Source organism: Lactobacillus gasseri ATCC 33323 = JCM 1131 (assembly GCF_000014425.1).
GTDB lineage: Bacteria > Bacillota > Bacilli > Lactobacillales > Lactobacillaceae > Lactobacillus > Lactobacillus gasseri.
Window position 1 is genome coordinate 1202218 of the sequence record NC_008530.1, and the last position, 13720, is coordinate 1215937.

Consider the following 13720-nt stretch of genomic DNA (forward strand, 5'->3'; position numbering starts at 1 on the left):
TTATTAATCAAAAAATTTCTTAAAGAATTCTTTGATTCCTTTTTTATTATTCTTATTATCATCATTCTCTTCAGACGCAGAGACCGTTGATGTAGCACTAGTCTTATTATAATCTTCTTTCTGCTCCATTTCACTAGGAGTTAGACGTCTTTTGAAAAATTTCATATTTTCTGGAGACGAAGATTGGTTAGAAACAGGCGTAGCAACCTGATTTCCATAAATAACACTGTTAACCAAATAGTCAATATCTGCCAGGCTATAAGCATAATTTACTACTCCATAGCCTGCTGCATACATTGGATTCCGTAATCCCATTTGATCAGGTTGGAAAATTCGAGCTTTAACACCAAAATCATCTTTTACAATGTCGTCAATGCCTTGGAGCGCACTACTTCCGCCCGTAATCACAACACCACCCGGCAAATTAAATGCGTCATGAGATTTTAGTCCTTTTCCAATTCGACTAAAGGTTTGATCAAGACGGGCATTAATTATTTCACTCAAATACTCCTCATCAATCATTTTAGGAGAGTTTTCACCTACCACATTGACAGGAAATTGATTGTCGCTAGAAGTTAGACTTGGATCAGCATAGCCAAATTGTAATTTGATCTTTTCAGCTTCTTTTTTGGATGTATTCAAAACAACCGAAATATCATTAGTGATATCAATTCCACCTTCTAAATCAATTGTCGCATATTTAATCTTGTTTTCGTGAATTACAGTGGCTGTCGTTGAACCTCCGCCTAAATCAAGAATAATTGTTCCAAATGTTCTCTCGCCTTCATCAAGAGCCACACTTGCAATTGCTAATGGTGTAGGGACAAAGAAATTGTTTTGATACCCAGCTCTTTCAATGGCTTTGCGAATATTGTGCAGGTCTGCACTAGGTGCAGTTAATAATATGCCATGAACTTCGAGAGAATGCGCGATCATTTTTCTTGGATCGTCCACATCAGTCTTTCCATCAATTAAAAATTTATTAGGTAAAAAGGCAATTGCTTCTCTACCATCTTTTAAAGCAGTATCGATCGCAGTTACTAAAACGCGTTTTACATCATTATCTGTAACTTCTCTGCCGTTTTCTTCTATATTAATTAATCCGACTGCATTCTCTAATTGTAGTAGACCTACCGGTATTCCAGTTACTACACGATAAATTTTAGAATTTGTCTTTTGCGCTACTTTCTTTAAAACAGCACTGATACTTTCAGCAGTTTGATCAATATCAACTATTTTTCCATGCCGCATTCCTTTAGTAGGTCCATTTGCGGCACCAATAATTTGCATTTCATTTGATGCAGTGTCTGCGACAACTGCTTTTACGCTTGTTGTTCCTATATCCAAGCCTACAAGTAAATCAGTTTTATCCAAGGTAATGCCCCCAAAACATAACTATACAATAAATTTTAACATATGACTTACATTCTCACTAATCTCAAGTTAGCCCTAATTTGACTTTTTCCGCTTGTGTTAACGGCCTACTATAAGCACCGATTTCAAAGTCAATTACTGATGGTTCTTTAAGCTGACTCTTGATTTTGTCATAGTACTGTATCTTGCTTTTAATTGTTGAAAGATTTCCAATAACTATATTATTATCTTTCATTACTAAAACGATCTGTGTCGGTCTGCGCGTTTCACCACTCAGCATCTTTACTTGATCGCGAATATGTTGTGGGAGACTGGCATAAACCTTAATATCTTCGCTCAGTGAAACTTTCTGATTATATCCAATGAACAAAGGCTTATTTTTATCAATCTTATTTTTATCAATTACTTGGCTACCCACTTTTCCTGTAGCTAAAATTTTTCGATAACCTGTACCTTCATGGATATAACCAATAACTGGTCGTTCTTTAATAGTTAGGATTAAATGATTAGTATTCTTTACACCCACCTGTACTTTTTCAATTTCAGGAAAAGCATCTGACAATTGCTTGTTATATTCTTTCCCTTTTAGTAAACAAAATACAATTTTATTTTCAGGAGAAATATTTACAGTTTTTACTACCTGCTTACTATTTAACTCGGGTGCACCTTTAACCTGAACACTTGCTACATTAGCTTTGGGAGATACATAATAACCCAAGGCTAAGATACAACATAATGAAAAAAGAATTATAAATCCCAAGCGTGTTAACAAAGCATGTCGCCGTTCAGCCTGCAATTTAGTTAGTGAGGCAGAGACCCGTTTTTTTTCATTATTATTAACTCTATTTTTATAATCAATCCATCCTGACAATTCTTTTTTAGGATCTTTTTTGGTTATTTTATCTTTCTTTTTGGCCACATACCTCACTTCCTTTCATTATTTGTTTTTGATTAAACCTTCCATTACTGAAATTACCTGATCAGATGCATCTGGTACACCTAATCTCCTAGATGCTTCACTCATCTGCTTAGCATAATTTGTATCCAGCAAAATATGATCAATTGACGATACAAAATTATTTGGATTTAAATCATCTTCTGCAATAACTAAAGCAGCTCCCGCTTTTTCCATGTCCATCGCATTCTTCATTTGATGATTATGAGTTACATTAGGACTAGGAATCAAAATTACTGGAACACCAAGTGCAGTAAATTCTGCCAAGCTAGTTGCACCTGATCTTGCTACAACACAAGTCATTTGTGGTAATAAACCTGGCATATTATCAATATATGGTACAATCTTCACATTTGAGCTAATTTCTTTGCCAGCTAATTTCTTTTTGACGTCTCCATAATATAGTTGACCAGTAGCCCAAATGACTTGATATGGTTTTGTTTCAAGCTCTGGAAGAGATTTTTCCACGATTTGATTAATTGCCAAAGCACCTCGAGAACCACCAAAAATTAGGACTGTTGGCATATTTGGATTTAAGCCCCACTTTTTAGCAAGATCAACATTGTCCTTGTTTAATCCAAGAACTTGTTGAGAACGTGGATTTCCAGTTTTAACAAGCTTTTTCTTTTCTGAAAACTGCTTTGCCGCATCATCAAATGTGTAACAAATTTTATCGACATAATGTGCTAAAAATTTATTAGCTAAGCCCACAACTGAATTGGATTCATGAATAATTGTTGGTATATGCATTTTAGCTGCTTCATAAACAATTGCACCTGAAACGTACCCACCAGTTCCGACTACTACGTCAGGTTTGAAGTCTTTAATAATTTGCTTAGCTTCTTTAGTAGCTTTAATGAAAAGCTCAATCGTCTCAAAGTTCTTTAGAGGATGTTTACGATCAAATCCTTTGATTTTTAATGTCCTGAAAGGAACGCCAGCTGCAGGAACGATCTTAGACTCTAATCCGCGATCAGTTCCAACAAATAAGATCTCATCATTTGTAACTAATTTACGTTCTTTCAAACGCTCGATTAACGCCATAATTGGATAAATGTGGCCACCAGTTCCGCCACCAGAAAAAATTACTCTCATTTTACTTAGTCTTTAATTCCTTAATAAATTTTACAAAAAAGTCTCCACGTTCTTCAAAAGTATTAAATTGATCCCAAGAAGCACATGCTGGTGAGAACAAAATAACATCTCCTGCTTCACTCAGTTCATATGCACGTGGAACAGCTTCTTGTAAAGTATTAACAATAACAATATCTTTAATACCAGCTTTACGAGCGGCATCAGCTAAAAGATATTTAGTTTCACCATAAAGTACAATTGATTTTACATACTTTTTAAATAGCGGAACAAGAGAATCAAACATAAAACCGCGATCTAGTCCACCAGCAATTAAAACTTCTGGCTCTTTAAAAGAAGGAATAGCTACTGTAGCTGCTTCAATATTGGTTGATTTTGAATCATTATAAATCTTGCGATCATTGTAAGTCATCACATATTGCAGACGGTGTGTAGCACCAGTAAAAGTACTTAATGCGTATTGAATATCGCTATCGTCTGCGCCCATTAATTTAGAAATAGCAATTGCTACTAAGCAATTTTGTTGGTTATGAATACCTGGGATCTTAATATCGCTGATCTTCATAATTTGATGATCATCTTTACTTTCAAGATATTCATCACCAATAAAATAATCTGCTGTCTTATCTGTTTCAGAAAATGTTTGAACCTTAGCTTTAGTTTTCTTTAATTCTCTGTCTAAAATATTCTTTTGATCAAAGTTAGCAATAAAATAATCATTTTGATCTTGTGATTGAGTAATTCTTAGTTTAGCTTCAACGTAATTATCAAAGGTCTTATGGTAATCTAAGTGAACATTATTATAGATATCTACAATTGCCGCTACCTTAGGCTTAATATCTGTTACGCCAAGCAATTGGAAGCTAGACATTTCTACTACAAGTAAATCTTTATCTGTAGCTTTTTCAACGACTTCTGAAATTGGCACACCAATATTACCAACTGCATAAGCATGACCACCATTTTTAGATAAATGATGATCCATAATTCTTTGCGTTAGCATGACAGTAGTTGTCTTACCATTTGAACCAGTAACACAAACATATGGAGCTTCACTTACATTAAGTGCAATCTCTGGTTCAGTAATAACTGGAATGTTTAGCTTTAGCGCCTTTTCAACCATTGGATTTTCATAAGGAATACCGGGGTTTTTAACAAGATAGTCAAATTTTTCCTTATCAAAAATCTCTACTGGATGATATCCTGAAATAATTCGAACACCTAATTTATCTAATTCAGCTGCGCGGTCATCATTAGATAAGTCTTTTTTATCATTTAATGTAAGTTTAGCGCCTAACTTTAAAAGAAGTTTAGCTACTGAAAAGCCACTCTTTCCTAAACCCAAAATTAAAATATTTTTATTTTCATATGTTTTTATTTTTTTCATTTTAAAATTAACCCCAGATAATTAAATAAATAATGCTTCCAATTAAACCAACAATCCAAAATACAATATCAACTTTCCATTCAGACCAACCAAGCATTTCAAAATGATGGTGGATTGGTGTCATCTTGAAAATTCTTTTTCCAGTAGTCTGGAAGGAAATGACTTGCAAAATAACACTTAAAGTTTCTAATACAAATACAATTCCGATTAAAAGTAATGACCATGGTCGATGAAGGAAAATTGATACAGTTGCTAATCCTCCACCAAGAGCTAAGGAACCTGCATCCCCCATGAAAATTTTAGCTGGTTTATGGTTAAAAATAAAGAAGCCAACCAAACCACCAATTACACTGAGCGTAAATGCAACAATTACCCAATTTTTTTCTTGGTAAGCAATCCAGGCATAAGTCGCATAAGCAATGATAGATAAACCAGTTGCTAAACCATCTAAGCCGTCAGATAGGTTAACTGCATTTGAAAATCCAACTAACCAAAAAAGTACGAATAAACTAAATAAGAAAGAATTTCTTACCATTCCTGCAAATGGAATATATAATTCAAAGGCAAAATGATCACTAAATGCTAGTGCAATAATTAAAGCAGCAATGATAATTTGACCTAACAATTTCTGCCAAGCTTTTAATCCTAAATTACGTTTGAAATATAACTTAATTCCATCATCTAAGAAACCAATAATTCCATAGCCTAAAAAAGCAATGATTAAAATCCAAGTAGTCTTATTTAAATTTTTCTGCCAAATTAATACCCATAAGGTAGAAATAACACTGGCAAGCATGAAGACAACTCCACCCATAGTTGGAGTACCGGATTTTTTCTCATGCCATTTTGGCCCTTCATCTCTAATCACTTGCCCTTCATGCTTCATTCGCATAAAGCCGATAAACAACGGTAAGAAGATGACCGTAAGAGCAAAACTGCTAATGAACGGTATCAAAGAAAACTGCATTTTGTATTACTCCTTTAACTTTTTCATTATTTCAAGTTTACTGATAACTTACTATTTTTATCAATCACTTTTCCAGATGGAATAGATTGTTTTGTAACTTTTCCTTTTCCATTAATTGTAATAGGAATATCAGTTGTTGTCATAAAGCTATTAACCTCAGATTCTGTCCAGCCGACCATGTTCGGGCAAGTAACCTGGCCACCGGTAAATAAGAAAATCTTATCATCAGTACCTTGTTTTACCCCTGCACTAACTGATTGACGACTAACTGTTTTACCAGTTCCAATAATTTCAATTGAAACACCAGCGTTGTTAGCCTCCTCTTTTGCCTTTTCAACACTTTTACCAGTTAAAGCTGGAACGGTTACTTTTTCATTAATCTTTGCCGTCGAATCAGAAAGAGAAATCAATCGATTCATAATCGGCTTGAAGATAGAAGAAAGAATTGTTTCTGCTGGCTTAGACATTTTTTGAGGTTGCTTCATTGTTAGATAAACACAATAGCGTGGATTATTAGCAGGCGTTACTCCAACTACAGAGAAAATATAATTATTATCACCTGTTAAATATCCTCCATGTGGTCCAGCAATTTGAGCCGTACCGGTTTTCACGGCGATACTCTTTCCTGGCATCTTATAAGCAGCCCCTGTACCATAAGAAGCATTCACGACATCCTGCATCCCCTTTAATACAGTTTTGGCTGTTTTAGCAGAATAAATTGGAGTTCCAACTTTTGTGCGATGGAATTTTTCTACTACTTTTCCTGAAGGAGAAACTATTTTCTCAACAAATTGTGGCTTCACCATTTGTCCATTATTTGCTAGAGCACTATATGCTTGCATCATTTGCATCGCATTAACGTTAACACCCTGACCAAACGCTGTAACTGCTTGGTTTAAGGGGGTAGAAAAGTTTAAAATTCCAGCTGTTTCACCAGGAAGGGTTACCCCCGTTTTTTTACCAATTCTGTATTTATTTAGATACTCTTTCCATGTCTTAGCTCCCATTTTTTGCTCAAGCTTTACAAAACCAACATTACTTGATCTTGGAAAGGCTTGGCTAAATGGAATACTGCCCCAACCACTATTATTCCAGTCATGAATTGTTGATCCTTGAACAGTAACTGCGCCAGACTTATATTGCTCATTAGGGTTGTAATTTCCACTCTCAATTGCACTCGAATAAGTTAAAACCTTAAAAACTGAACCTGGTTCATAGGAATCTTGAACTAGTATATTACGCCAAGAAGTATCTAAGCCTTGTTTGGTCTGAGGGTTAAAAGTAGGACGCTGAGAAGCAGCTAAAATTTTACCAGTTTGGATATCTTCTACAACTGCTGTTAAGGCCTTCGGCTTATATTTATCTTGTACTTGAGACATTAGAACTTCCAAATAACTTTGGAGTCTTGAATCCAGTGTTAAGTAAATATTATCGCCATCTTGGGTTGCGCGAGTTGCCTTTTGACCATTAGGCAATTGATAATTTTCCGCGTCGACAAATGCTTCGCGATAACCATCTTTACCAGCTAGCTGTTTATCAAAATAGGCTTCAATTCCCATAGTACCAACTAAATTACTTGTTCCTTGACTTTTTTGAGGTTGAGCTAAACCAATAATATGAGAAGCAAAATTGCCATTTGGATAAAGCCTAGATGGTGTTTCGATAAATTTAATTCCTGGTAGCTTCATTGCCTCAATCTTTTTCTTTTGAGACAAAGTTAAGCCAGTACCTGCGGAACCAAATTCTACCTGAAAAGCCTTATGCTTAGGAGTCAAATATGAATATATCTTTTCTTCACTTAACGGAAGCACCTCAGCCAATTTTTGTGCTGTCTTATGCTTATTAGTCACATACATCGGCTTATTATGATAATCAATCGAACTCTTGTCTAAAATTGCATATATGGTAAAAACATGAGCATCTTCGGCAAGAGTTAAACCATTTTTATCATAAATTGTTCCTCTCGTTGCTTTTAGAACTTCATTTCGACGGTAAATTTGATTTACTCGTTTATTTAAATTCTCACCAGCAACCTGATTCGAAATACCTATATATAAAAATCTACCTATAAATACAAGAAAAACCAAAGCCAAGACTAGCTGGAGGATTCTCCCCACCGTAAAGCGGTAGCCGTGGGCTTTGGATCTATTTCTATTTAAGTTATTAAACTTTTTCATTAACGGACATTCCTAATGTTACTCTCGACCAAGTGCAAGCCTTGATCACGGGCAATTTTATTAATTCTAGTAGTTGACGTTAATTCACCAATCTCCTGACGAAGATCAGTGTTATGACTTTTTTGAGAAATTATCGTCTGCTCAACATTTGCTAGCTGGTGCTGAGCACTAGTAGCAGAAATGCTGGCTGAAACCAATAAAATCATTAATCCTAATGTAATAAGTGAACCTAAAACGACTAAACTTTTTTCAAATGCTGTCCAAGGAACGCTTTTGGGATTAAGAACAATTGCTTTCTTTGGCTGCTCAGTCTGCTGTTGACTTTGTTGATAATTTAAATTTCTTGCTGAGCTATCAGCCATCTTCTTCTCCTTAAATATTAACTAAAAAAACTATAATTTCTCTGCAACCCTTAACTTGGCACTGTGTGAGCGGTTATTTTCTTCTAATTCATCACTACTTGCCATGATAGGTTTGCGACTAATTAATCGCAATGTTGGTTTACTGTCAGCCGGGATCATCGGCATTCCGCGTGGTATCTCGACTTCAGAATACTTTTTAAAGATCTTCTTGACGATCTTATCTTCATGAGACTGAAAAGTAATTACGCTAATTCGACCACCCGGTTTCAATAGCTTAATTGCTTCCTCAAGAGATTCTTGTAATACACCTAATTCATTGTTAACTGCAACTCGAATTGCTTGAAAGCTCTTCTTAGCAGGATGCCCTCCACTTCGTCTTGCATATGCTGGAATTGCATCCTTAATTACATCTACCAAATCAAATGTAGTTACAATCGGTTTTTCTCTTCTTCGATCTACTATCTTTCTAGCAATCTGACGAGAAAACTTTTCATCTCCGTACTTATACAAAATGTCACTTAGTTCTTTTTGTGACCAAGTATTTACAATTGTATAGGCATCTAACTCTTGGCTTTGATCCATCCTCATATCTAATCGAGCGTCAAATCGATAAGAGAAACCACGTTCAGGTTGATCAAACTGCGGAGACGAAACTCCAAGATCGTAATAAATACCATCTATCCCATCTGAAATTCCCAGCTCTACCAGATTTTCTTTCAAATGACAGAAGTTATCATGAACCAGTATTAGCTTTGGTTCAGCTCCTGGCTTCAATTCCTCAGCAAAACTTTCTTTTGCCATCGAAATTGCATATTCATCTTGATCAAATCCAATAACTGTTCCTCTATTCAACTTACTGAGTAGATATCGGGCATGACCGCCACCACCAAAAGTTGCGTCAACATAAAGACCATCATCTTTTGGATTTAAATTGTCTATTGTTTCGTGCAAAAGCACACTTTTATGCTTGAATTTCATAATTTTTATAACTCGATGTCATCCAAGTCTTCTGCGATATCGTCATAGTTCTCATTGGCCTCTTCCGAGAAATCATTCCAGCGTTCTGCTGACCAAATTTCAATTCGATTAGAAACACCAACGATCACACATTCCTTAATGAGTGCGGCATGCTCTTTCAGCGTCATGGTCAGATTAACACGTCCTTGCTTGTCGAACTCACTCTCCATCGCACCTGAGTAGAAAAGACGCGTAAATTTACGTGCACTTCTCTTAGTCAGTGGAAGTTTGGCTAACTTAGCCTCAATTTTTTGCCATTCTTCAATGGGATAGCCAAAAATACAGCCCTCCATTCCACGAGTAAATACCATCTTCTCGCCAATCTCGTCTCTAAATTTGGCCGGTATAATGAGCCGCCCTTTACTGTCGAGATTATGATGATACTCGCCCATGAACATGGTCTAGCCCCCTTTCCAATGAATAATTTACCACACTTCCCCACTTTCTACCACAAGTTTTGCACTTTTTATTTAGATATTCTGTTATTTTATGATAATTATAATTTTATCCAAAACAAAATGCCCTTATCACAAGGATAAGAGCACTTTAAACTTTAATAAAGAAAGTGGGGAAAAACGTTATAATAACAGCAAAATTATGAGTCCTACATACCAAACAATGGATGAAGCAGCCAGATAGTGCCACAACGTACCTAAAGTTTTAGCAACAGAGATATTTTTATTCTTGATAGCGGTATAAACAGAAACAATTACTACCAAAATAAAATACAATAAAAAGCCATAAGGTAAAAATGACGGTTGCTTAGTTTCTTGCGTTAAGAGCTGACAAGCTACTATGAAAAAAAATGGCAAAATATCATAACCACTAAATTGAGCTTTAGGAAAAAGCTTCATCAGAAAAGCTGCAACAACAATTCCACATAAAGGGACTAAAAAGATAAGCAAAAAATTCATGAAAGACCTCCAATAAGTTTATTTTAAACTATTTCAATTAAATATAAAATTATAATTAAAATCATGGTAAACTAGAATTATTAATTTAGGAGGCAGCTATGAGAAAACGTAAGAAAAAATCTGGATTTCAAAAATTAACTATTGTTATGGCCTGGTTCATGGCAGTGATTACCCTTCTTGGTGTAGTAGCTACTGCCTTAATCGGAACTGGTGTCTTTCAATTTTAATTATTTTATGCAAAAAAGGAGTCGCAAAATTGCGACTCCTTTTTGTTTAAAAATAATATTCTTTTTTCAAAAATGGATACTCTTCAGCAAGTTTTACCCAAAACCAATAAGTACACAAAACTAAGATAAAACACCATAGCAAATTAGGTAAAATACTATTTAAAAAACTTGCAAAAGATAATTGAATCATCCCTACCATATTTAATGTTAGATAAACATAAAAGCTCACACAGAGATAAACAACTAAACAAATTAATAAGCGAAACCAAAATACTTCTGGAAGAAAGCGAGCACTCTGTTGAATAAGAAAACAAATTAAAGGAAATGCTACAGTATAGATACCAATGACTCCTAAATAGTAAAGGTCCGCAATAAATCCTAAGCCCAAGCAAAGCCAGATATTGGCGTCATTTTTATCATCGCATAGGGCTATTAGCGTAATACCAACAACTGTCAGCCAGCAGCTGCCAGAGAAGCCCCGATGAAAGATAAAAGTCTGCAAATTATAGGCTAGGACTCCATCCAAAATTAGCGCCATAAATAAGGCAATGGCAACATACCATCGACGTAATTCTGCCATTACTCTTCAACCTTTCTCTTAATTACAGATACAACTGATGGATCATTAAGATTACCAGCTGGTTGAATTTCAACAACATCTGATAAACCAAAAGTATCTCGTGTTGTCTTTGTAACTGTTCCGATTAAAAGACCTTTCGGTGATAAACCACCCATTCCACTAGTATAAACTCGAGTGCCTTTCTTTAATTTCTGTCCATCAACCACTTGAGTAAAAGCTAATTGATTGTTACCTTCAACAGAAATCACACCATGCACCTTTTTACCATTGGCTGCATCTGCTTCTACAGCAAACTTATTTGTAGATTTATCAGTTGTAGTAATTAATTCAACTTTAGAAGTTGTACTATTTACTTCAACCACTCTTCCGATTACGCCTTTACCAGACATTACTGGCATATTTTTCTTGACTCCAGCTCTTGAACCTTGATCAATAACTAATAAATCTGACCAAGTATCCGCAGCACGAGAAATTACCGAACCATTGATGATAGTATAGTCGGTTAAAGTCTTCTTTAATTCTAGAGCTTGTTTTAATTGCGTATTTTCTGCTTCTAAAGAGCTGTTCCGTGCCTTAGTTTGAGCAAGGTTATCGATTTGTTTTTTTAAATGATCATTTTCAGCTTGAGTATTGAATAAATCTTCGACATTAGCCACTCCATTAGAAACCAAATTAATTGGCCAATTCACTACTCTTGTAACAATTGAAACTGTATCATTACCAATTTTTTGAACTAAGAATGGCGTTTCTCTCTTATTACGTAAGCGGACGGAAATAGATAACATACTTAAAACTAAAATAACTAGTACGAAAATTGTCAATAACTTTTTGTTTTTGAGAAATTTTTTCATCTACTACTATCTTCCTAATTTAAAAGTTAATAGAAAAAGACCGGCTTTTACGCCGGTCTCCAAATTAACGTCTCTTACGCATAACTTCAATATTTTTGAGAGATTCACCGGTACCAATTGCAACACAATCAAGTGGATCTTGAGCAATAAAGACTGGAACTTTAGTAGCGTCTGAAATAACCTCTGGTAAGTTCTTCAAAAGAGCTCCACCACCTGTTAACACAATACCATGGTCAATAACGTCCGCAGCGATTTCTGGAGATGTTTCTTCCAAAGTCTCTTTAATCGCTACAATAATATTTTGAACTACTTCTTGAATTGCCTTTGCAACATCTTCTGCATCAATATCAATTGATTTTGGCAATCCTGTTACAAGGTCACGACCACGAATGTTCATTGATTCAATTTCTTTTGCCTTTTCAACTGAAGCAGAAGCAATCTGAATCTTAATTGTTTCAGCAGTTCGTTCACCAATTAATAAATTGTAGTTTTGGTGAATGTAAGTTGCAATTGCACTATTGAACTTATCTCCTGCCATTCTAGTAGAACGGGAGGATACAATACCACCTAATGAAATAGTTGCAACATCAGTAGTTCCACCACCAATATCAACTACCATTGAGCCGGTTGGATCCATAACAGGAAGACCAGCACCAATAGCTGCTGCAAACGGTTCTTCAATCACGTATGCTTCACGTGCACCTGCAACTCTAGCCGCGTCAATAACTGCTCTCTTTTCAACTTCTGTTACACCTGAAGGCACACAGATCATAGCAGCAGGCTTTGAATTACCCACAGTCTTTTCCATGAAATATTTGAGCATTGCAGCAGTTGTATCGTAGTCAGCAATTACTCCATCTTTCATCGGACGAATAGCAACAATTGAGCCGGGAGTTCTACCAATCATTTCTTTGGCTTCTGAACCAACAGCAATAACTTCACCCGTTTGAGTATTTTTAGCAACAACAGAAGGCTCGCGCAAAACAATACCCTTACCTTCAATATAAACGAGTGTGTTGGCAGTTCCCAAATCAATCCCAATATTTTTAGATCCTAATCCAAACACGCAAAATCTCTCCTTAAATTTATCTCTTTAATTATTTTAGCCTAAATCGTATCTTTATTTAGTCTTAGATATTATAGCATAGAAAATCTAATGTAAAAATTTGCTTTAAGAAAATTTGCTCATACTTAAGGAAGACTTAAAGAAGTTCCATCTCTCGAAAGCTTAAATAAGTATTATCAGTCACAATAAAATGATCTAGAAAATCAATTCCCATACATTTACTTGCTTCTACTAATTTCTTAGTAAATCGTAAATCATGCTGAGATGGTTGTTCATCCCCACTTGGATGATTATGAGCCACAAAAAAGGCCGTACTGTTATAAATTACTGCCCAGCGAAAAATATCTCGTGGATGAGCAACTGCCCTATTTACTGTTCCTTGAAAAATTAACTTTTCAGCAATAATTTTATTCTTTGAATCAAGATAAATTCCATATAATTCTTCTTGCGGACGGCCACATAACTTGTCAGCTATATAACATCCTACCTGCGAACTAGAGTAGAGGCTCTCAATTTCTTTATTATTAACGCCCTTTACGCGCTCTAACATGAGCTGCAGTACAACTGCTATTTCATCTTCGCATTTTGGACTAGCCGCATACTGCCACAATTCCTTAAAGCTATTTATCCCTACTTCTTCTAGCTTTTTAAATAAACTATCAAAAGTAATAATATCTTTTTCTTTCAAAGATCTAGCCAACTTTTTTACTAGATCAACATCAGTTTGCAATAGTTCTTCTTTTTTCATAAA

15 protein-coding genes are annotated in these 13720 nt (G+C 35.3%); 1 reads left to right on the forward strand and 14 read right to left on the reverse strand.

Features of this window, described 5'->3' with window-relative positions; all coding sequences use genetic code 11:
* Positions 1-3: 3 nt before the first annotated feature.
* The 10 genes from ftsA to LGAS_RS05955 all read right to left on the reverse strand — a co-directional run bounded on the left by ftsA (position 4) and on the right by LGAS_RS05955 (position 10245).
* The gene (ftsA, locus tag LGAS_RS05910) at positions 4-1374 is read right to left on the reverse strand and encodes a cell division protein FtsA (protein ID WP_003647104.1); all 1371 of its coding nucleotides are present in this window, start codon (positions 1372-1374) and stop codon (positions 4-6) included.
* 64 nt (positions 1375-1438) lie between these two features.
* Positions 1439-2293 (reverse strand): cell division protein FtsQ/DivIB, encoded by an 855-nt coding sequence (locus LGAS_RS05915; protein WP_003647103.1) that lies wholly within the window; start codon positions 2291-2293, stop codon positions 1439-1441.
* An 18-nt stretch (positions 2294-2311) separates the two neighbouring features.
* Positions 2312-3424, reverse strand: coding sequence for an undecaprenyldiphospho-muramoylpentapeptide beta-N-acetylglucosaminyltransferase (gene murG / locus LGAS_RS05920; RefSeq protein ID WP_003647102.1), 1113 nt, complete (start codon positions 3422-3424; stop codon positions 2312-2314).
* Between the two features lies 1 nt (position 3425).
* Positions 3426-4808 carry a UDP-N-acetylmuramoyl-L-alanine--D-glutamate ligase gene (murD, locus tag LGAS_RS05925; protein ID WP_003647101.1) on the reverse strand — a complete coding sequence of 461 codons (1383 nt, stop codon included), beginning with the start codon at positions 4806-4808 and terminating at the stop codon, positions 3426-3428.
* A 7-nt stretch (positions 4809-4815) separates the two neighbouring features.
* Positions 4816-5775 carry a phospho-N-acetylmuramoyl-pentapeptide-transferase gene (gene mraY, locus LGAS_RS05930; protein WP_003657218.1) on the reverse strand — a complete coding sequence of 320 codons (960 nt, stop codon included), beginning with the start codon at positions 5773-5775 and terminating at the stop codon, positions 4816-4818.
* Positions 5776-5801: 26 nt separating this feature from the next.
* Positions 5802-7952, reverse strand: a complete 2151-nt coding sequence (locus LGAS_RS05935) for a penicillin-binding protein (protein ID WP_003647100.1) — start codon at positions 7950-7952, stop codon at positions 5802-5804.
* Complete coding sequence (gene ftsL, locus LGAS_RS05940; RefSeq protein WP_003647099.1) at positions 7952-8314, reverse strand: cell division protein FtsL; 363 nt, start codon at positions 8312-8314, stop codon at positions 7952-7954. The genes LGAS_RS05935 and ftsL overlap by 1 nt, the downstream gene beginning before the upstream one ends.
* Before the next feature lie 30 nt (positions 8315-8344).
* On the reverse strand, positions 8345-9292 hold the full coding sequence (rsmH, locus tag LGAS_RS05945) for a 16S rRNA (cytosine(1402)-N(4))-methyltransferase RsmH (protein ID WP_003647098.1): 948 nt from the start codon (positions 9290-9292) through the stop codon (positions 8345-8347).
* A 5-nt stretch (positions 9293-9297) separates the two neighbouring features.
* Positions 9298-9729: a division/cell wall cluster transcriptional repressor MraZ gene (gene mraZ, locus LGAS_RS05950; RefSeq protein WP_003647097.1), complete on the reverse strand. Its 432-nt coding sequence runs from the start codon at positions 9727-9729 to the stop codon at positions 9298-9300.
* Between the two features lie 180 nt (positions 9730-9909).
* Positions 9910-10245, reverse strand: coding sequence for a DUF3397 domain-containing protein (locus LGAS_RS05955; RefSeq protein WP_003647096.1), 336 nt, complete (start codon positions 10243-10245; stop codon positions 9910-9912).
* 98 nt (positions 10246-10343) lie between these two features.
* Here LGAS_RS05955 and LGAS_RS09480 point away from each other — a divergent pair, with 98 nt between their 5' ends.
* The gene (locus LGAS_RS09480; RefSeq protein WP_003648594.1) at positions 10344-10472 is read left to right on the forward strand and encodes a DUF4044 domain-containing protein; all 129 of its coding nucleotides are present in this window, start codon (positions 10344-10346) and stop codon (positions 10470-10472) included.
* Positions 10473-10518: 46 nt separating this feature from the next.
* Here the strand turns inward: LGAS_RS09480 and mreD are convergent, their stop codons facing one another.
* The 4 genes from mreD to LGAS_RS05975 all read right to left on the reverse strand — a co-directional run bounded on the left by mreD (position 10519) and on the right by LGAS_RS05975 (position 13717).
* Positions 10519-11052, reverse strand: coding sequence for a rod shape-determining protein MreD (gene mreD / locus LGAS_RS05960; protein ID WP_003647094.1), 534 nt, complete (start codon positions 11050-11052; stop codon positions 10519-10521).
* On the reverse strand, positions 11052-11903 hold the full coding sequence (gene mreC / locus LGAS_RS05965; protein ID WP_003652493.1) for a rod shape-determining protein MreC: 852 nt from the start codon (positions 11901-11903) through the stop codon (positions 11052-11054). Before mreC ends, mreD begins: the two co-directional genes overlap by 1 nt.
* A gap of 64 nt (positions 11904-11967) precedes the next feature.
* Positions 11968-12969: a rod shape-determining protein gene (locus LGAS_RS05970; RefSeq protein ID WP_003647093.1), complete on the reverse strand. Its 1002-nt coding sequence runs from the start codon at positions 12967-12969 to the stop codon at positions 11968-11970.
* Between the two features lie 136 nt (positions 12970-13105).
* A complete protein-coding gene (locus LGAS_RS05975) occupies positions 13106-13717 on the reverse strand; it encodes a JAB domain-containing protein (protein ID WP_003652491.1) in 612 nt (203 codons plus the stop codon).
* Positions 13718-13720 lie beyond the last annotated feature (3 nt).